The organism is Streptomyces sp. NPDC020422 (assembly GCF_044386705.1).
Lineage (GTDB): Bacteria > Actinomycetota > Actinomycetes > Streptomycetales > Streptomycetaceae > Streptomyces.
This window is the reverse complement of record NZ_JBIRVJ010000008.1, coordinates 395,769-414,228: the sequence shown is the minus strand read 5'-3', so window position 1 is coordinate 414,228 and position 18,460 is coordinate 395,769. Positions and strand designations below refer to the sequence as shown.

The 18,460-nt window shown below is 73.6% G+C and carries 16 protein-coding genes; 7 read left to right on the top strand and 9 right to left on the bottom strand.

Going from position 1 to position 18,460, the window contains the following annotated elements; translation table 11 throughout:
- Positions 1-44: 44 nt before the first annotated feature.
- Both lpdA and ACH414_RS23745 read right to left on the bottom strand, forming a co-directional pair.
- On the bottom strand, positions 45-1,433 hold the full coding sequence (lpdA, locus tag ACH414_RS23750; protein WP_382548947.1) for a dihydrolipoyl dehydrogenase: 1,389 nt from the start codon (positions 1,431-1,433) through the stop codon (positions 45-47).
- 303 nt (positions 1,434-1,736) lie between these two features.
- The gene (locus tag ACH414_RS23745) at positions 1,737-3,245 is read right to left on the bottom strand and encodes a leucyl aminopeptidase (RefSeq protein WP_382548945.1); all 1,509 of its coding nucleotides are present in this window, start codon (positions 3,243-3,245) and stop codon (positions 1,737-1,739) included.
- Between the two features lie 304 nt (positions 3,246-3,549).
- On the opposite strand from ACH414_RS23745, the gene ACH414_RS23740 reads away from it, so the two are divergent.
- The 5 genes from ACH414_RS23740 to ACH414_RS23720 are packed head-to-tail and all read left to right on the top strand — an operon-like array spanning position 3,550 to position 10,029.
- Positions 3,550-5,655: a hypothetical protein gene (locus ACH414_RS23740; RefSeq protein ID WP_398943230.1), complete on the top strand. Its 2,106-nt coding sequence runs from the start codon at positions 3,550-3,552 to the stop codon at positions 5,653-5,655.
- A gap of 34 nt (positions 5,656-5,689) precedes the next feature.
- Positions 5,690-7,198, top strand: coding sequence for a GT4 family glycosyltransferase PelF (gene pelF, locus ACH414_RS23735; protein WP_382548942.1), 1,509 nt, complete (start codon positions 5,690-5,692; stop codon positions 7,196-7,198).
- Positions 7,195-8,598, top strand: a complete 1,404-nt coding sequence (locus ACH414_RS23730; protein ID WP_398943228.1) for a hypothetical protein — start codon at positions 7,195-7,197, stop codon at positions 8,596-8,598. Before pelF ends, ACH414_RS23730 begins: the two co-directional genes overlap by 4 nt.
- 10 nt (positions 8,599-8,608) lie before the next feature.
- Entirely contained in the window at positions 8,609-9,229 is a 621-nt protein-coding gene (locus ACH414_RS23725; protein WP_382548938.1) for a spherulation-specific family 4 protein, read from the top strand.
- Positions 9,226-10,029, top strand: coding sequence for an endo alpha-1,4 polygalactosaminidase (locus tag ACH414_RS23720; RefSeq protein WP_382548936.1), 804 nt, complete (start codon positions 9,226-9,228; stop codon positions 10,027-10,029). The genes ACH414_RS23725 and ACH414_RS23720 overlap by 4 nt, the downstream gene beginning before the upstream one ends.
- Before the next feature lie 131 nt (positions 10,030-10,160).
- Here ACH414_RS23720 and ACH414_RS23715 read toward each other — a convergent pair whose 3' ends face one another.
- Complete coding sequence (locus tag ACH414_RS23715; protein ID WP_382548934.1) at positions 10,161-10,925, bottom strand: adenosylcobinamide-GDP ribazoletransferase; 765 nt, start codon at positions 10,923-10,925, stop codon at positions 10,161-10,163.
- Between the two features lie 79 nt (positions 10,926-11,004).
- On the opposite strand from ACH414_RS23715, the gene ACH414_RS23710 reads away from it, so the two are divergent.
- Positions 11,005-11,772: a hypothetical protein gene (locus ACH414_RS23710; protein ID WP_382548932.1), complete on the top strand. Its 768-nt coding sequence runs from the start codon at positions 11,005-11,007 to the stop codon at positions 11,770-11,772.
- Here ACH414_RS23710 and ACH414_RS23705 read toward each other — a convergent pair.
- The 4 genes from ACH414_RS23705 to ACH414_RS23690 all read right to left on the bottom strand — a co-directional run bounded on the left by ACH414_RS23705 (position 11,712) and on the right by ACH414_RS23690 (position 16,624).
- The gene (locus tag ACH414_RS23705; RefSeq protein ID WP_382548930.1) at positions 11,712-12,329 is read right to left on the bottom strand and encodes a hypothetical protein; all 618 of its coding nucleotides are present in this window, start codon (positions 12,327-12,329) and stop codon (positions 11,712-11,714) included. The two genes, ACH414_RS23710 and ACH414_RS23705, sit on opposite strands and share 61 nt — an antisense overlap.
- Positions 12,330-12,442: 113 nt before the next feature.
- Positions 12,443-14,203, bottom strand: coding sequence for a phosphatidylglycerol lysyltransferase domain-containing protein (locus tag ACH414_RS23700; RefSeq protein WP_386565157.1), 1,761 nt, complete (start codon positions 14,201-14,203; stop codon positions 12,443-12,445).
- Positions 14,204-14,300: 97 nt separating this feature from the next.
- A complete protein-coding gene (cobT, locus tag ACH414_RS23695; RefSeq protein ID WP_382548926.1) occupies positions 14,301-15,362 on the bottom strand; it encodes a nicotinate-nucleotide--dimethylbenzimidazole phosphoribosyltransferase in 1,062 nt (353 codons plus the stop codon).
- 59 nt (positions 15,363-15,421) lie between these two features.
- Positions 15,422-16,624 carry a bifunctional adenosylcobinamide kinase/adenosylcobinamide-phosphate guanylyltransferase gene (locus ACH414_RS23690; protein WP_382548924.1) on the bottom strand — a complete coding sequence of 401 codons (1,203 nt, stop codon included), beginning with the start codon at positions 16,622-16,624 and terminating at the stop codon, positions 15,422-15,424.
- 80 nt (positions 16,625-16,704) lie between these two features.
- Between ACH414_RS23690 and ACH414_RS23685 the strand changes: the two genes are divergently transcribed.
- A complete protein-coding gene (locus tag ACH414_RS23685) occupies positions 16,705-16,911 on the top strand; it encodes a hypothetical protein (protein ID WP_382548922.1) in 207 nt (68 codons plus the stop codon).
- 113 nt (positions 16,912-17,024) lie between these two features.
- Here ACH414_RS23685 and ACH414_RS23680 read toward each other — a convergent pair whose 3' ends face one another.
- Entirely contained in the window at positions 17,025-17,789 is a 765-nt protein-coding gene (locus tag ACH414_RS23680; protein WP_382548920.1) for a class I SAM-dependent methyltransferase, read from the bottom strand.
- Positions 17,790-17,836: 47 nt separating this feature from the next.
- Positions 17,837-18,439, bottom strand: a complete 603-nt coding sequence (locus ACH414_RS23675) for a DUF3043 domain-containing protein (protein WP_382548918.1) — start codon at positions 18,437-18,439, stop codon at positions 17,837-17,839.
- Between the last annotated feature and the right edge of the window lie 21 nt (positions 18,440-18,460).

The following is an 18,460-nucleotide window of genomic DNA, read 5'->3' as shown; positions in this document are numbered from 1 at the left end:
CGAATTGCGGAAAGTGGTCGTCGCGCCCGTTGCTGACGTGAGCGTCAGTCGTGGGAGTGGAGAGGCTTGCCGGCCAGGGCCAGGTGGGCCTCGCCGAGGGCCTCGTTCTGCGTCGGGTGGGCGTGGATGAGCTGCGCGACCTCGGCCGGCAGCGCCTCCCAGTTGTAGATCAGCTGCGCCTCGCCGACCTGCTCGCCCATGCGGTCACCGACCATGTGGACGCCGACCACGGCACCGTCCTTGACCTGGACGAGCTTGATCTCGCCCGCGGTCTTGAGGATCTTGCTCTTGCCGTTGCCCGCGAGGTTGTACTTCAGGGCGACGACCTTGTCCGCGCCGTAGATCTCCTTGGCCTTGGCCTCGGTGATACCGACGGAGGCGACCTCCGGGTGGCAGTACGTCACCCGCGGCACGCCGTCGTAGTCGATCGGAACGGTCTTCAGACCGGCCAGACGCTCCGCCACCAGGATGCCCTCGGCGAAGCCGACGTGCGCGAGCTGGAGCGTCGGGACCAGGTCGCCGACCGCGGAGATGGTGGGCACGTTGGTGCGCATGTACTCGTCGACGAGGACGTAGCCGCGGTCCATCGCGACGCCCTGCTCCTCGTAGCCGAGACCGGCCGAGACCGGGCCGCGGCCGATGGCGACGAGCAGCACCTCGGCCTCGAAGGTCTTGCCGTCGGCCAGCGTGACCTTGACACCGTTCTCGGTGTACTCGGCCGACTGGAAGAAGGTGCCGAGGTTGAACTTGATGCCCCGCTTGCGGAACGCGCGCTCCAGCAGCTTCGAGCTGTTCTCGTCCTCGACCGGGACCAGGTGCTTCAGGCCCTCGATGACCGTGACGTCGGTGCCGAAGGACTTCCACGCGGAGGCGAACTCGACGCCGATGACACCGCCGCCGAGGATGATCGCGGACTCCGGGACGCGGTCCAGGGTCAGCGCGTGGTCCGAGGAGATGATCCGGTTGCCGTCGATCTCCAGGCCCGGCAGCGACTTCGGCACGGAGCCGGTGGCGAGGAGGACGTGACGGCCCTCGACGCGGCGGCCGTCCACGTCGACGGAGGTCGGCGAGGACAGGCGGCCGGTGCCCTCGATGTAGGTGACCTTGCGGGAGGCGACGAGACCCTGCAGACCCTTGTACAGGCCCGAGATCACGTCGTCCTTGTACTTGTGCACGGCCTTGATGTCGATGCCCTCGAAGGAGGCCTTGACACCGAACTGCTCCGCCTCGCGCGCCTGGTCGGCGACCTCGCCGGCGTGGAGCAGGGCCTTCGTCGGGATGCAGCCGTTGTGCAGGCAGGTGCCGCCGAGCTTGTTCTTCTCGATCAGTGCGACGTCCAGGCCCAGCTGCGCTCCGCGCAGCGCCGCGGCGTAACCGCCGCTACCGCCGCCGAGGATCACTAGGTCGAAAACGGTGCTGGCGTCGTTCGCCACGTCACGTCCTCCATGCATGTGCGCTCGTCGCCGGTCTTCGGTGACCGGGCGGCGGCTACGGTGTCCGGCCGCATTTTCTTCGGCCCTGTGGTGGGGGCCCTGTCCTGCCGAGAACCCATCTTCGCACTTGTTGCCGGACGACGGGACGCGGGGCCGCGCTCTGAGACGGCGGATGGACCCGGCGAACCGGCCCCGGCCCTGTACGAAGCTACGGATTTCGTCGCGGGCGAACGGCCCCCAGGTCGCTGACCTGGGGGCCGTGACAGGGATCACTCAGTGATCAGAGCTCGCCGTCCGCGTGGATCAGAGCTCGCCGTCCGCGTGCCGCTCCGCGAGGGCCACCAGCGTGCGCACCGAGGAACCGGTGCCACCCTTCGGGGTGTAGCCGTACGGGGCGCCCTCGTGGAAGGCCGGGCCCGCGATGTCCAGGTGGGCCCAGGTGATGCCCTCGCCCACGAACTCCTGCAGGAACAGACCGGCGACCAGGCCGCCGCCCATCCGCTCGCCCATGTTCGCGATGTCGGCGGTGGGGGAGTCCATGCCCTTGCGCAGCTCCGGCGGGAGCGGCATCGGCCAGGACTGCTCGCCGACCTCCTCGGCGATCTCGTGGATCGCGGTCCGGTAGGCGTCGTCGTTGGCCATGATGCCGAAGGTGCGGTTGCCGAGCGCCAGCACCATGGCACCGGTCAGGGTGGCCACGTCGACGATCGCGTCCGGGTTCTCCTCCGAGGCCCGGGTCAGCGCGTCGGCCAGGACCAGGCGGCCCTCGGCGTCCGTGTTGAGCACCTCGACGGTCTTGCCGCTGTACATGCGCAGCACGTCGCCCGGGCGGGTGGCCGAGCCGGAGGGCATGTTCTCGGCCAGCGCCAGCCAGCCGGTGACGTTGACGACCAGGCCGAGGCGGGCCGCGGCGACGACGGTGGAGAACACGGCGGCGGCACCGCTCATGTCGCACTTCATCGTCTCGTTGTGGCCGGCCGGCTTCAGGGAGATGCCGCCCGAGTCGTAGGTGATGCCCTTGCCGACCAGGGCCAGGGTCTGCTCCGCCTTCGGGTGGGTGTAGGCGATTCGGACCAGGCGCGGCGGGTTCTGCGAGCCCTGGCCGACGCCCAGGATGCCGCCGTAGCCGCCCTTGGCGAGCGCCTTCTCGTCGAGCACCTGGACCTTGAGGCCGTGCTCCTTGCCGGCGGCCTGGGCGGCGGCGGCGAAGGCGGCCGGGGTCAGGTCGTTCGGCGGCTGGTTGATCAGGTCGCGGGCGCGGTTGATCTCCTCCGCGACGGCCTGGGCGCGCTCCGCGGCGGCCTTGTAGGCCTTGTCGCGGGGCTTGGCGCCGAGCAGGGCGACCTCGGCCAGCGGCTTCTTGGCGTCCTTGCCGTTGTCCTGGTACGCCGTGTAGGCGTAGGCGCCGAGCAGCGCGCCCTCGGCGATCGCGGCGGCGTCCTCCGGGGCGGAGATCGGCAGCGCGAAGGCGGCCTTCTTCGAGCCGGTCAGGGTGCGGGCGGCGGTGCCGGCGGCACGGCGCAGCGTCTCGGCGGCGTAGGCCTCGCCGTCCTCGGGGACGGAGCCCAGGCCGACGGCCAGGACGACGGGGGCCTTCACACCGGCGGGGGCGGGCAGCTTGGTCGCCTCACCTTCGGCACCGGAGGCACCCAGAGTCTCCAGGACGGCGGCGAGCCCGCCGTCGAAGGCCTGGTCGACGGCCTCGGCGCCGGGGGCGACGACGAGCGCCTTACCGGACTTCGCGACGCCGACCACGAGGGCGTCGGCGCGCAGCGTCGCCGCTCCGGCGGTGCTGAGAGTGAGAGCAGTCACGGTGGTGAAATCTCGCTTCCATTGAGTTCTGTGGCGGTCGAGGGATGGGCCGACCGTGCCCGCCGCATCGTATTTCGGCCCGATGAGCGCCGAGAACGAGCCTACGCCCGCTCGCCGCGTTCGCTCACGGCGGCGGCGATTCACTCATCCGTGGTGTCTCTTTCACGTTTACCCCGCCAAGTGGCGGAGCTCCTTCACACTCGCCTCATTCGCGCAAGGGCGACGCCCTCGCCTTTGCATCATCTGCAGCATCTCCACAGGTCCCCCCGCTCGGGCGGGCCTGCCGAGGGGGGACACCACCGTGATGGACTCCGGCCGAATCCGTACGCCCAGAACCGCCCGCGCACGCCGCGCACCCCGCTCCGCGCGTCTCGCGACCCTCGCCGCGGCGGGGCTGCTCGCCACCGTCGTGCCGTCCGCACAGGCCGGCGCCGCCGAGCCGGTGGCCCCGCGGATCGACCTCACCGTGCTCGTCGTCGACGACGGCGGCAGCGCGGTGGAGGCGATCACCGCCGAACTGAAGGGCTCCGGGGTGCCGTACCGCACCCTGGACCTGAACGACGAGGCCCGCCCGGTGCTGACGGCGGCCTTCCTCAGCGAGGCCTCCGACAGCGCGACCGGCCGGCCGCGCGCCAAGTACCAGGGCGTCGTCCTGCCGCACGAGGCCGTGTTCGGCCCCGACTCCGCCGAGCAGGCCGCCCTCGTCGCGTACGAGAAGGCCTTCGGCATCCCGCAGGTCGACGCGTACACCTGGGCCCACCCCGGCGTCGGGCTCGACTACACCTCCGACGGCGGCTGGTCCGGCGTCCTCGACGGCACCCGCGCCGCCGTCACCCCCGCCGGGCAGGCGGGCCCCTTCCGGCACCTGCGGGGGGCGGTGACCTTCGAGGACAACGACCCCGCCGTCTCCGAGAGCTACGGCTACGCCGGCCGCCCCCGCGCGGGCTACACCAGCTACCTCGACATGCCCGTCGGCGACGGCGCCCGGGCCAGCCTGATCGGCGAGTACGCCCACGACGGCCGACGCGAGCTCGTGGTCTCCTTCGCCTACAACCGCTACCAGCGCCAGTTCCGGGCCCTGGCCCGCGGCATCGTCGAGTGGCTCACCCAGGGCGTCCACCTCGGACAGGACCGCAACTACCTCTCCGTCCACGTCGACGACGTCCTCGCCCCCGACGCCCGCTGGGACACCGCCCGCAACTGCACCCCCGGCGACCTCGACTGCGCGGGCGACGAGGGCGAGCCCGAGAACCCCGTCCGGATGACCGCCGCCGACGCCCGGTACGCCGCCGCCTGGCAGAAGTCCTCCGGCTTCCTCCTCGACATGGTCTACAACGGCGGCCAGGGCGAGCAGTGGAAGACCGAGCACGGCGGCACCGACCCGCTCGCGGCCCAGCTGATCGCCGACCGCGCGCAGTACCGCTGGGTCAACCACACCTACACCCACCCCTTCCTCGGCTGCGTCCAGGACGCGAGCACCGTCCCCTGGCGGTGTGCCACGGACCCGGTGACCGGCGCGACGAAGTGGACCAGCCGGAGCGAGATCTCGGCCCAGATCCGGGACAACCTCAACTGGGCGTACGGCAAGGGCATCGCGGTCGACCGCACCGAACTCGTCACCGGCGAGCACTCCGGCCTGAAGACCCTGCCGCAGCAGCCCGTGGACAACCCCAACCTCGCCGGCGCCCTCGCCGACAACGGCGTGAAGTGGACCGCGAGCGACAACTCCCGCGAACCGCAGCAGCGTTCCGTCGGGACCGGGACCGGGAGCGGCGCCGCGCAGACCGTGCCCCGCCACCCCATGAACGTGTACTACAACGTGGGCACCGCCGCCGAGATGACCGACGAGTACAACTGGATCTACACCTCGCGCGCCGACGGCGGCAGCGGCATCTGCGAGTCCAACCCCGCCTCCACCTGCCTGCCCGCCCCGCTCGACCCGGCCACCGGCTACGCGGACCACATCGTGCCGCAGGAGGCCCGCACCGCCCTCGCCCACGTGATGGGCAACGACCCGCGCCCGCACTACGTGCACCAGTCCAACCTCGCCGAGGAGCGCATCCTCTACCCGGTCCTCGACCGGATCCTCGCCGACTACCGCGAGCTGTTCGCCGCCAACACCCCGCTCGTCAACCCGCGCCAGAAGGACGTCGGCACCGAGCTCGACCGCCGTGCCGCCTGGGACCGGGCGCTCGCCGCCGGCCAGGTCACCGCCTACCGCGTCGGCGGCACCGTCACCGTCAAGGCCCCGTCCGGCGTCAGCGTCCCGGTCACCGCCCCCGAGGGCACCCGCAAACAACTCCTCCTCGGCACCACGGCCTTCGGCACCCCCTACGCCGGTGCCCGCTCCGCCTGGACCGCTCCCGAGCCGCTCCAGACCGCGGTCACCCTCAAGCTGCCGACCGCCTGACCGCCACGACCAGCACGTCCGGGGGGACACACACATGCCGAGCAGTGGCCGTCACGTCACCATGCTCACCGAAGGCACCTATCCACACGTGCACGGGGGCGTCAGCACCTGGTGCGACCAGCTCGTCCGCGGCATGCCCGAGGTCGACTTCCGCATCCTCGCCCTCACCGGCAGCGGTCGCGAACCCGTGACCTGGGAACTGCCGCCCAACGTCTCCGAGCACCGCGCCTTCCCGCTCTGGGGCGTCCCGGGGCGGGGCGCGGCGCCCCGGGGCCGGGCCATGCGCCGCTTCCTCGACACCTACGAGCGCCTCCTGCTCGCCATCCTCGACCCCACCGCCTCCTGCGACTTCGGCGAGAGCCTCTACGAACTCGCCGAACTCGCCCGCGCGGGCCGGCTCACGGCCGCCCTGCGCACCGAGCGGGTGCTGCGCTCCCTCATGTGGATCTGGACCATGCCGCACCTGCCGACGGCCGCGGCCCGCCCCACCGTCCACGACGCCCTCACCGCCACCGACCTGCTCGAACACGCCCTGCGCCCGCTGGCCGTGCGGATACCCGGCGACCGGGTGGCGCACGCCGTCTCCAGCGGCCTCGCCACGCTGCCGGCGCTCGCCGCCCAGCACTTCGAAGGGGTGCCCTTCCTGCTCACCGAACACGGCATCTACCTGCGCGAGCGCTACCTCGGCTACCGCACCGAGGCACAGCGCTGGCCGGTCAAGGCCCTCATGCTCGGCTTCTACCGCGAGCTCAACTCCCTCGGCTACCGCAAGGCCGACCTCATCACCCCCTGCAACCAGTACAACCGGCGCTGGGAGGAGCGCGGCGGCGCCCCCGCCGACCGCATCCGCACCGTCTACAACGGCGTCGACCCCGCCGCCTTCCCCTGGGGCGGCCCCGAACCTCAGACCCCGACCCTCAGCTGGGTGGGCCGCGTCGACCCCATCAAGGACCTGGAGACCCTGATCAGGGCGTACGCCATCGTCCGCGCCGAACTCCCCGAGCTGCGCCTGCGCCTCTTCGGCCCGGTCCCGGCCGGCAACGAGGACTACCGCACCCGCCTGGAGAAGCTCGCCGCCGAGCTGGGCGTGGCCGACGGCGTCACCTTCGAGGGCCGCACCTCCGACGTCGCCGGGGCCTACGCGGCGGGCAACATCGTGATGCTCTCCTCCATCAGCGAGGGCTTCCCCTTCTCCCTCATCGAGGCCATGTCCTGCGGCCGGGCCACCGTCTCCACGGACGTCGGCGGCGTACGCGAGGCGGTGGGGGACACCGGCCTGGTCGTCCCGCCCCGCGAACCGGCGGTGATGGCCGCGGCCGTGGCGGACCTGCTCCGGGACGACACCCGCCGGGCCGCCCTGGCCCGCGACGCGCGCCAGCGGGTGGTGGACCGCTTCACCCTCCACCGCTCGGTGGACGGCTTCCGCCGCATCTACCAGGAGCTGGCCGGCCGGCCGGTCGCCGCCCCGCCCGAGCCGGAGGACTGGACGGTCCGCCTGACCGACCCGTGGCGCACCGAACTGACACGAGGTACCTGGGCATGAGCGGCTCCCTGTGGCTGAAGCCGGGCGCGACGCGGGACACCCTGCCGACGATCCCGCGCCAGCGAACGGCCCCCGCGTCCGTTCCCGCCCCGGACCCCCTGGACGAACTGGCGGGCCGCATCGCCGCGTTGGCCGAGGCGGCGGTCCACCCCGACGAGATAGCGGCGATCCTGGAGTCCGACGGCATGACCGACTCCCACATCCGCCTCACCTACGGCCGCGCCGACTCCTTCGCCCTCGCCGAGGACCTCTACGCCCGCGTCGAGCGCCGCCACCCCGCCCCCGAGAGCCCGCCGACCGGGCCCTGGCACACCGGCCTGGCCGGCTGCCTGCTGCGCGGGCTCGTCTTCGCCCTGCCCGGCCTCGCCTACGTCCTCGGCGCCCCGCTGCTCGCCGCGGGACCCGGCCGGTACGGGCTGCCGCCCGGCACCGTGCCGCTGTTCGCCGGGGCCGTCACCGGCTGGGTGTGGAACCAGGCGCTGTCCCACCGGGCGTACACCTGGCTGGGCCTCGGCGACCGCGGGGCCGCCGCCCGCGCGCTGCTCACCGGAGCCCCGACGGGCGCGCTCGCGGGCGCGGCCGTCGCCGTGGCCGCCGCCGGACCGGGGGAGACCCCGGCGGCCCTGTTCGGGGCGGGCCAGGCGGTCTATCTGGGCGCCGCGACCGTGCTGCTCGTCCTGGGCCGCGAACGGGCCCTGCTCTGCGCGCTGCTGCCGCTCGCCGGGGCCGTCCCCGCCTTCCGCTACGACCTGCCCGAAGCGCTCAGGGCCGGCCTGCTGCTCGCCTCCCTCGCCGCGACCGTGGCCTTCGCCGCCCTGGTGCTGCGTCCGGCGCTGCCGCGCGAGGGCATCCGCGCCCGCGGCCGCGCCCGCGGCGGTCCGCCGTTCGCGGCCTCCCTCCCGTACGGCCTGTTCGGCCTGGGCAGCGGACTGCTCGTGCTGTACGCGGGAGCCGACGCGGTCATCGCGCTGACCCTGTCCATGGGCCCGGCCGAGTGGCTGCTGCACCGCTTCCGCGGCGCGAGCCTGACCCGGCTGCGGCTGCTGACGACGGCGTACGAGTTCCGCCGTGCCGTCACCGGCATGCTGGCCCGCTGCCTCGGCGCGTACCTCGGCGTGCTGGCCGCCCTGACCGGCGCCGCCGCCGCGCTGTGGCCCGGCGCCGCGGCCGCCGCCCCCGGACGCATCGGCTCGCTGCTCCTGGTGGGCGCGGTGCTGTGGCTGGGGCTGCTGCTCCAGGCCTTCGGCGCGGTGTCGAGCGCGGCCGCGGTGTGCCTGCTCGCGGCGGGCGCGCAGACGCTCGTGCCGGCCGCGGGGCCGGTGGCGGCGGGCGCGGCGGCCGCGGTGCTGTGCGTGCTCACCCACGTCCTCCTGGCCCGCCCGACCACCCACCGCTTCTAGGAACCGGACCGTGACCCCCTCCTCGCTCCTCGTCCCCTTCTACGAGCACCCCGCCGACCGCCCCGAGGACTGGGACGCCGTCGTGGCGGCGGCGCCCGTGCTCTACGGCGTCGTCCTCAACCCGGCCAGCGGCGCGGGCCGTTCGCGCGACGCGGCCTTCGCGGAGATAGCGGCACGGCTGCGGGCGGCCGACGTGCGGGTCCTCGGCTACGCGGACACCGACTACGGGCGCCGCCCGCACGCCGAGGTCGTCGCCGACCTGGTGCGGCACCGCGACTGGTACGGAGCGGACGGCGCGTTCCTCGACCAGGTGCCGACCGAGCCGGCGGCGCTGCCGCACTACCGGCGGCTGGCCGTCTCCGCGCGGGCCGCCGGCGTGCGCACCCTGGTCCTCAACCACGGCGCCCACCCCGCCCCGGGCTACGAGGCCCTCGCCGATCTGCTCGTCACCTTCGAGGGCCCCTGGGACGCCTACCGGCACCTCGACCTGCCGGTGGAGGATCATTACTGCCACCTGGTGTACGCGGCCCCGGCCGACGTCCGCCCCGCGACCCCGGTGCACTGCGCGGTCCCGGGCACGGGGGCACACCCGTGGGGCACCCTTCCGCACACCCTGGAGCCGGCCCGATGAGACGCGTACTCCCCTCGCTCGCCCTCCTGCTGATCCTGCTGGCGGCCTGCTCATCCCCGCCCGCACCCCCCGCGCCCCCCACCCCGGACCCCAAGCCGACCCCCGTGTGGCACCCCCGCCCCGGCACCCCCTGGCAGTGGCAGCTGAGCGGCCGCCTCGACCCCTCCGTGGACGCCCCGGTCTACGACATCGACGCCTTCGACCACCCGGCGTCGGCCGTCGCCGACCTGCACCGGCGCGGCCGCAAGGTGATCTGCTACGTCTCCACCGGCGCCTGGGAGGACTTCCGCCCCGATGCGGCGAAGTTCCCCAAGGCCCTCCTGGGCAAGGGCAACGGCTGGCAGGGCGAACGCTGGCTCGACATCCGCCGCACCGACCTCCTCACCCCGCTCATGGCGGCCCGTCTGGACCTGTGCCGGGCGAAGGGCTTCGACGCGGTGGAACCCGACAACATGGACGGCTACCGGAACGACACCGGCTTCCCCCTCACCGCCGCCGACCAGCTCCGCTACAACCGCCTGATCGCCCGCCTGGCCCACGCCCGCGGCCTCGCGGTGGGCCTGAAGAACGACCTGGACCAGATCCCCCAGCTGGTCTCCGACTTCGACTTCGCGGTCAACGAACAGTGCGCCGAGTACGCCGAGTGCGAGGCCCTCACCCCCTTCGTGAAGGCCGGCAAGGCGGTGTTCCACGTCGAGTACGAGCGGGAACCCCACCAGTTCTGCGCCCAGTCCAGGCGCCTCGGGCTCAGCTCGATGCGCAAGGAGTACGACCTGGGGGCCTGGCGCCGGGCCTGCTGACGGGCGGTCACCACACCTGCGGCGGCTCGGGCAGCATGCTGTAGTTCCCGCTCGCCGTGTGGTCGTGACGGCCCCCGGCCGCGCAGGAACCGGGCGTGCCGACGCCGCGCGCGAGCACCTGGGCTCCGGGTTCACCCCAAGGTGAGCGCCACCAGCGCCACCGTCGCCGCCGTCTCCGCCACCGCGCCGAACACGTCCCCGGTCACCCCGCCGAAGCGGCGGACGCAGCGCCGGAGGAGGAGTTCGGCGATTCCGAGGGCGGCGAGCGCGGCGAGGGGGAGGCGGAGGGCGTCGTACGGGGAGAGGAGGGCGCCGGCCGCCGCGCAGAGGACGAGGAGCAGACCGGAAGCCAGGGCGGCCGACCGTCGCGGGACCGTCGCGGCGACGATCGCGCCGAGGCCCTCGGGGCGGGCCGCCGGGACGCCCTCGCGGGAGGCGCGGGTGAGGGCGAGCCGGGCGACGGTGGCGGCGAGGACGGCGGCGACCATGCCCTGGGGCCGGCTCTCGGCGTACAGCTCGTGGAGCGCGGCGACCTGGGCGAGCAGGGCGAAGAGCAGCGCGATCACCCCGAACGGGCCGATGTCGGACTGCTTCATGATGCGCAGCGCGTCCTCGGCGGGCTTGGCGCTGCCGAGGCCGTCGGCGGTGTCGGCGAGGCCGTCGAGGTGGAGGCCGCGGGTCATCAGGGCCGGCACGGCCACCGTGAGGACGGCGGCGAGCAGCGGGCCCGAGCCGAGCAGCAGGAACGCCCCGCCGACCGCCGCCGCGCACAGGCCGACGACGAGGCCCGCGAGGGGGGCGCAGAGCATCCCGGCGCGGGCCGCGTCGCGGTCCCAGCGGGTGATGCGGGCGGGGAGCACCGTGAGGGTGCCGAAGGCGAAACGCAGGCCGTCCATCCGCGGAAGGGTAGTGCCACCGGACCGGACGCTAGATTGGCCATAGGGTACGAAACAGAACAAAAGGCAGAGGGGTGGCATGGGTCACTGGTTCTCCCGCAACATCGTCGAACCCGGGAAGCTCCCGCTCTTCCTCGCCCTGACCTCCTTCGTGCTGACCTTCCTGGTCACCCGGACGGTGACCAGGCTCATCCGGGCCGGCAAGGGCCCGTTCCGCAACGTCTCCTCCGGCGGTCTGCACATCCACCACGTGGTGCCCGGCGTGGTCCTCACCGTCGTCGGCGGGTTCGGGGCGGTCGCCAGCGGGGGCCGGGAGGGCGTCGGCGCCGCCGTCTTCGCCGTGCTGTTCGGGGTCGGCGCCGGGCTCGTCCTCGACGAGTTCGCGCTGATCCTGCACCTCGACGACGTCTACTGGTCCGAGGACGGCCGCAAGAGCGTCGAGGTCGTGGTCCTCACCGCCGCCCTCGTGCTGCTCACCCTGGCCGGCTTCTCCCCGCTCGGCGTGAACGACATGTCGACGGAGGAGCGGCACAACCGCGCCACCTTCCTCCTGACCCTCGGCGTGAACTTCCTGCTGGTCCTGGTCACCCTGGTGAAGGGCAAGTTCCGGATGGCCGTGCTCGGCACCCTCGTCCCGTTCGTCGCCATCGTCGGCGCCGTCCGACTCGCCCGCCCCGGCTCCTGGTGGGACCGGCGCCTCTACGCCCGGCGCCACCGCTCCCGGGCCCGCTCGCGGGTCCGCGCCTACCGGCACGACAAGCGCTGGACCCGGCTGCGCCGGCGCGCTCAGGACCTGATCGGCGGCTTCCAGGAGCGCGTCCCGGGGCGCGGCTCCACGCCGCGCTGACCGGGCCGCCGGCCCCGCCACTCCTGGACGGCGATGACCGCGAGGACCACGGCGATGGCGGCGATGTGCTCCTTGCCCGCCAGGTTGTTCTTGATCAGCACCTCGACCACCATCGCCACCACCACCAGGGCCGCCGTCCACCGGGCCCGGTAGCGCCAGCAGACGTACACCGCGAGGGCGACCACCGCCGCCGACGGGCCGGTGTCCACCACGAGCGCGTCCGAGGCGGGCAGCCCCAGCGGGCTGCCGGGACCCAGGGCGATGCCGACCCGCGCGTACAGCGTGCCGGCCAGCGTCGCCGCGTACGCGATGAGCAGCGTCCGCCACCGGCCCAGGCAGATCTCGGCGATCCCGAAGACCAGCAGGACCTGCGCGAGCGCGCCCCACACCGGCAGGTCGAGCGCGGGCACGTAGAGCGAGAGCGGGGTCCGCAGCAGCGCCAGGAGCAGCGGGTCCTCGGCCCGGACCGAGCCGATGTCCTGGACCGGCCGGTAGCCCCAGTCCTGGTTCTGCACGATCTGGAAGACGGCGGTGAGGCACACCGCGGCCAGGGTCATCGGGACCGCCCGCCACCTCCGGGTGACGAGCGCCGTCCGCACGGCCGTGCAGAGCGGTCCCCACTCGCGTATGGCGAAGCCCTTCAGCCCCCCGCGCGTCCCCCGTGCCGTTCTCAACGCCTGCCCTCCAGGTGCTTGCGGTGCAGCCACTTGGGCAGGCCGGGAGCCTCCAGGAAGCCCTCGGCGCGCCCGGCGGCGAGGCCGATGCGCAGCAGGTCGGCGCTCTTCTCGAAGAGCATGAAGCGGGGCTCCCAGATCGGTCGGTACTTGGCGTTGGCGCGGTACAGCGACTCGATCTGCCACCAGCGGGAGAAGAAGCTGAGCAGCGAACGCCACATGCGCAGCACGGGTCCCGCCCCGAGCTTCGAGCCGCGTTCGAAGACGGACCGGAACATCGCGAAGTTCAGCGAGACCTGAGTGATCCCGATCTCCTTCGCGCGCTGGAGGAGCTCGATCACCATGAACTCCATCAGGCCGTTCTCGGAGTCCCGGTCCCGGCGCATCAGGTCCAGGGACAGCCCCTTCGGCCCCCAGGGCACGAAGGACAGCACCGCGCGCAGCTCGCCCGACTCGTCGGAGCACTCCAGCATCACGCACTGCCCGTCGCGCGGGTCGCCGAGCCGGCCGAGCGCCATCGAGAAGCCGCGCTCGGTGGCCCCGTCGCGCCAGTCGTCCGCCTTGCGCAGCAGCTCGTCCATCTCGTCGGCGGGGATGTCCGCGTGGCGCCGGATGCGGACCTCGTAACCGGCCCGCTTGACCCGGTTGTAGGCCTGCCGGACGGTGCGCATGGCCCGCCCGTCCAGGGTGAACTCGTCGGTCTCCACGATCGCCTCGTCACCCAGCTCCAGGGCGTCGAGACCGTGCCGGGCGTAGATGGTGCCGGCCTCCTCGCTCGCGCCCATCACGGCCGGGATCCAGCCGTGCTCGCGGGCCTCGGCCAGCCAGGGCTCGATGGCACCGGGCCAGGCCTCCGGATCGCCGATCGGGTCCCCGGAGGCGAGGGACACCCCGCCGACCACGCGGTAGGCGATGGCGGCCTTCTCGCTGGGCGACCACACGACGCTCTTCTCGCGGCGCAGCGCGAAGTAGCCGAGGGAGTCCCGGTCGCCCTGCTTGTCGAGCAGCGCCCGCAGCTTGTCCTCGTCCTCCTCGGTGAGCGGGTCGACGGCCCGCCGGGAGCGGAAGGCGGCGAACAGCACGGCGAAGAGCAGCAGCGTCGACATGATGTTGATGACGACGTCCACCCAGCCCGGCGTGCTGATCGTGGGGTACGAGGAGTCGTCGGTGGCCAGCGTGACCAGCCGCATCACGCCGTACTTCCAGCGGTCCAGGAAGTCGGAGTGGCCGGCGGCGGTGTTGGTGACCGTCACCAGGACCGCGGCGAGCAGCGAGGTGACGAGCAGTCCGCCGACCGCCACCGCCGCGGCGAGCAGCGGGTTGGAGCGGTCGCCCTTCGCGTAGAACTCCTTGCGGCCGAGCAGCAGGGAGACGAAGAAGGCGGCGGTCAGGACCAGCGAGACCCAGTTCTGGGCGTGCTGACGGATCTCGGGGAAGAGCATCACCAGCGCGAAGAGCAGCAGGAAGAGCCCGCTCAGGACCACGTTGAGGATCCAGGCGGCACGCTTGCGGCGGCGCATGGTGATCGCCAGGAAGAGGGTGAAGACGCCGGAGGCGAAGCCGGCGGTGAGCATGTACGGGGTGAAGTAGTCGTCCTCGTTGTGCCGGCGCAGGTCCTGGCCGAACGAGACCCAGACGGCGCTCAGGAAATTGACGAACGTGACGGCCCGCAGGTACCAGACGGCGAACGCGGCACTGCGCCGCGAGCGGACCGTGGTCCGGGGCGCTTCTTCGGTGGACAAACGGACCTCTCCCATGAAAAGCGATCATATGGGGCATCGCACTGCATGGCTGGGCTCCGGGTGCGGCCGTCCGCACGTGGCGGAAGGGCCGCACCCGGAGCCGCGATCCGGCTCAGTCCTCCCCGTCCGCCACCGGAGTGGTCGTCTCCGGCAGCTCCGCGGCCAGCGCGGCGGCGGCCCGGACGAGGGGAAGCGCGAGCAACGCCCCGGTTCCCTCGCCCACAGTGACGCCGTGGTCGAGCAGAGGGTTGAGCGCCATCCGGTCCAGCGCCTTCGCCTGCGCCGGCTCACCGCTCACCTGGCCCGCCAGCCACCAGTCCGGCGCCCGGAACGCCGCCCGCTGCGCCACCAGCGCACAGGCCGCGCCCACCACGCCGTCCAGGATCACCGGCAGCCGCCGCACCGAGGCCTGCAGCAGGAAGCCGGTCGTCGCCGCCAGGTCCGGTCCGCCGACGGCCGCGAGCAGCTCCAGCTGGTCGCCCAGGACCGGGCGGGCCCGGCGCAGCGCGTCGCGGATCGCCGCGCACTTGCGCATCCAGGCCAGGTCGTCGATCCCCGCGCCGCCGCGGCCGGTGACCACGGAGGCGTCGGTCCCGCAGAGCGCGGCGATGAGCGTGGCGGCGGGAGTGGTGCCTCCCACGCTCACGTCACCGAGCACCACCAGGTCGGTCCCGGAGTCGGCCTCCTCGTCGGCGACGGCGATGCCGAGTTCGAGCGCCGCGCGGGTCTCTTCGAGGGTCTGCGCGTTCTCGATGTCGATCCGGCCCGTGCCGCGCCGCACCCGGCGCCGCGTCACCTCCGCCGGCAGCAGCTCCGGATCGCAGTCCAGACCCGCGTCGACCACCCGCACCGGCACCTGCTGGGCGCGCGCGAGCACCGCGACCGGGCTCGACCCGTCGAGCACCGCGCGCACCAGCTCGTAGCCGCCGCCCGCGGGCCGCCCGGACACGTCCAGCGAGGCGACGCCGTGGTCGCCCGCGAAGAGCACCACCTTCGGCTGCTCCACCGGGCGCGGCGGAACGGCGCCCTGCGCCGCCGACAGCCACTCGCCCAGCTCGTCGAGCCGCCCGAGCGCGCCGGGGCGGACGCTCAGCCGCTCCCTGCGCTCCTCGGCGTCACGCCGTACCCCGCCGTCGGGGCGCTCGATCAGATCGGAGAAGTCGTCGAGGTTCAAGGTTCGTTCCGCCTAGGGACGTCAATCGCTCGTGGGCACGGTCATCGGACGTCCGAACCCTACCCGCGCAGCACCAACGCCTGTCCCGCGGTCACCAGGAGCACCTGCTCGCACTCGTCGGCGAAGGCCGCGTTGAGCCGGCCGAGCTCGTCGCGGAACCGGCGCCCGGAGGCGGTGGCGGGCACGACCCCGGACCCCACCTCGTTGGTCACCGCCACGACGGTCCGGGAGGTCTCCCGCACGGCCGCCACCAGCTCGCCGACCCGCTCGGCCAACGCCGCCCGCCCCCCGGCCGCCCACCGCTCGTCGTCCCAGGCCCCGACCCGGTCCATGGCGTCCGTCAGCCACAGCGAGAGGCAGTCGATGAGCAGGGCGGGCCCTTCCTCCCCGAGCAGCGGTACGAGGTCGCAGGTCTCCGCGGTACGCCAGGACCCCGGCCGCCGCTCCCGGTGCAGGCCCACCCGGTGGGCCCACTCCGGGTCGCCCTCGCGGGAGCCGCCGGTCGCCACGTACAGCACCTCGGGGAAGGTCTCCAGACGCCGCTCGGCCTCCACGGACTTCCCGGACCGGGCGCCGCCGGTGACCAGCGTCCGGCGCGGCACGTCCGGCACGGCGTGGTACTCGCCCACGTACAGCGTCGACCCGTCCGGCACCGCCCGCGCCCCGGCCGCAGCGAGCCGCCGGTCCAGCTCGGCGCCGGTGGGGGCGTCATGGTCGAGGTGGACGGCGATGACGTCGGTCTCGGGACCGACGGCCCCGCTGGCCCGCAGCCGGGCGAGCCCGTCCGGCCGCCCCGTCACATCGGCGACGACCATGTCGTACGGCGGCTGGTGATCACCCGGCAGCCCGGCGACCGCGCCCCCCGGCGGCAGGTAGAGCAGCCGCTCGCCCTCACCGGACACGACCTCGTACCCGGTCCCGGGGGAGTCCATGGACACCGCCCGCACCCGGTGCCCGCTGATCAGCGTCAACTCGCGCCCGTCCGGCACCCGCCCCGCCGAGGGCAGCCCCGCGGGCAGTTCCAGCGCCGGCCCGTCGTGCGGATGCGTCAGCAGCACCTGCCGCACCCCGACCAGCGAGTGCCCCGACCGGGCGGCGGCCAGCGCGGCACCCGGCGTCAGGTCCAGCAGCAGGGCCCCGTCCACCAGCAACGAGGTCGCGGCCCGCGCCCGTGCCCCCCGGGACAGCGCGCACACCGCGCAGGGGCAGCCGGGGCGGGGGAGTCCGAGGGGTGCGCCGGTGCCGAGCAGAGTCAGTTCCACCCTCAGATCCTCCCGCGTCACCGCGAGCGGTGCGCGCCCGGCTACGCTGCGGGCAGGAAACCGATCATCCGGAGGCTGACATGGCATGGGCGTGGCGGTTCGAGAAGTCCGACGGCACCGAGGTCACCCCGGCGGTGACCCCCGAGGAGTTCACCACCCAGGGCGACGCGGAGTCGTGGCTGGGTGAGAACTGGCGCGACCTCCTCGACGGCGGCGCCGACCAGGCGACGCTGTCGGAGGACGGCACGAAGATCTACGGCCCGATGGCCCTCGACGCGGAGGGCTAGAGCGCCCGGCGACACCAACGGGGCACGGGCCCGAGGCCCGCGCCCCGTATCCCGGGGCTGCGCCCCCGGCGTGCAAGATCGGCCGGGGCGCGCCTCGGGCCCCGGTTACGGTGCTAGCCCCGCACCCCGCACAGGTGCAGCAGGCCCGCGATGCGCCGGTACGGGTCCGTGCGGGCGGCCCGGTCCTCGGCGGTCAGGAGGCGTTCCAGCTCGTCCGCGGCCGGCAGGCCCAGGTCGCCCGGGATGCCGTCGGTGAAGACCCGCACGCCGTACCAGGCGTGCAGCGGCGCGGCGATCCCGGCGAGGGTCGCGGTGAGCGCGTCGAGGCGGTCGGCCCGCACCTTCGTGCCGTTGCGGTCGGTGTACACGTCCGAGTCGAAGGCGCCGAGCGCCCCCGTCCAGTCCCCGGCGAGCCCCGGCCGCATGGCCAGCGCCTCCGCGTTGCGCACCACCAGGGAGAGCAGGCCCCCGGGGGCCAGCATCCGGGCCAGGCCGGCGAGCAGGGCGTCTGGCTCGTCGGCGTACATCAGCACGCCGTGACAGAGGACGACGTCGAAGCTGCCGGGCAGGAAGTGCACCCCGGTCTCGTGCCCCTCGCCCTCGATCAGCCGGACCCGCTCGCGGATCCCGGCCGGTTCGGTCGCCAGCGACTCCCGGGCCGCCTTGAGCAGCTCGGGGTCGGCCTCCAGCCCGGTCACGGTGTGACCGGCCCGGGCCAGGCGCAGGGCCTGGGTGCCCTGCCCCATGCCCGCGTCGAGGATCCGCAGCCGCTGCCCCACGGGGTAGCGGCCGGCTATCTGCTCGTCGAGCTGGCGCGCGATCAGCTCCTGCCGGACGGTGTCACGCAGCCCGCCGGCCACGACCGGCCAGTGGGCCACGACGGGCAGCGTCCGGCCGCCCGCACCGGAACCGGAGCGGTCCGCGCTCAGGGCCGCTCTCCGCGCTTGACCTGCGGCTTCGGCAGCCGCAGCCGGCGCATCTGGAGCGTGCGCATCAGGCCGTACGCGACGGCGCCGCGCTTCGACTCGTTCGGGAAGCGCTCGTTCAGCTGCTTGCGCAGACGGAACACGATGCCGATCGAGTCGATGACGATCATGACGATCACACCGGCCCACAGCAGCAGCGAGATGTTCTGCAGCGAACGGTTGGCGTTGCCGAAGAGCGAGAGCACGAGGATGACCACGGCCATCGGCAGGAAGAACTCGGCGACCGCGAAGCGCGAGTCGACGAAGTCACGCACGAAGCGCCGAACCGGACCCTTGTCACGGGCCGGCAGATAACGCTCGTCACCGCTCGCCAGCGCCTCGCGCTGCCGGGCCAGGTCCGTGCGGCGCGCCTCGCGCTGACGCTTGGCGGCTTCCTTGCGGTCCATCGGCGCGGACTGCGCACGGCGGCGCTGGGACTGGGCCTCACTCCGCTTCGGGGTCGGGCGGCCCTTGGGGGCCTCGGGGTCGCGGGGCTGCTTGGAGAGGTCCGCCGTCACCTTGTCGGTGGGGGCCTTCTCATCCTTCGAACGGCTACGGAACACAAGGCCAAGGGTACGTGGTGC

Coding starts and splice junctions, on each gene's coding strand:
- pelF (WP_382548942.1), top strand. CDS start 5,690: ATGCCGAGCAGTGGCCGTCACGTCACCATGCTCACCGAAGGCACCTAT.
- ACH414_RS23715 (WP_382548934.1), bottom strand. CDS start 10,925: ATGGACGGCCTGCGTTTCGCCTTCGGCACCCTCACGGTGCTCCCCGCC.
- ACH414_RS23710 (WP_382548932.1), top strand. CDS start 11,005: ATGGGTCACTGGTTCTCCCGCAACATCGTCGAACCCGGGAAGCTCCCG.
- ACH414_RS23705 (WP_382548930.1), bottom strand. CDS start 12,329: ATGACCCTGGCCGCGGTGTGCCTCACCGCCGTCTTCCAGATCGTGCAG.
- ACH414_RS23740 (WP_398943230.1), top strand. CDS start 3,550: ATGGACTCCGGCCGAATCCGTACGCCCAGAACCGCCCGCGCACGCCGC.
- ACH414_RS23730 (WP_398943228.1), top strand. CDS start 7,195: ATGAGCGGCTCCCTGTGGCTGAAGCCGGGCGCGACGCGGGACACCCTG.
- ACH414_RS23685 (WP_382548922.1), top strand. CDS start 16,705: ATGGCATGGGCGTGGCGGTTCGAGAAGTCCGACGGCACCGAGGTCACC.
- ACH414_RS23720 (WP_382548936.1), top strand. CDS start 9,226: ATGAGACGCGTACTCCCCTCGCTCGCCCTCCTGCTGATCCTGCTGGCG.
- ACH414_RS23700 (WP_386565157.1), bottom strand. CDS start 14,203: ATGGGAGAGGTCCGTTTGTCCACCGAAGAAGCGCCCCGGACCACGGTC.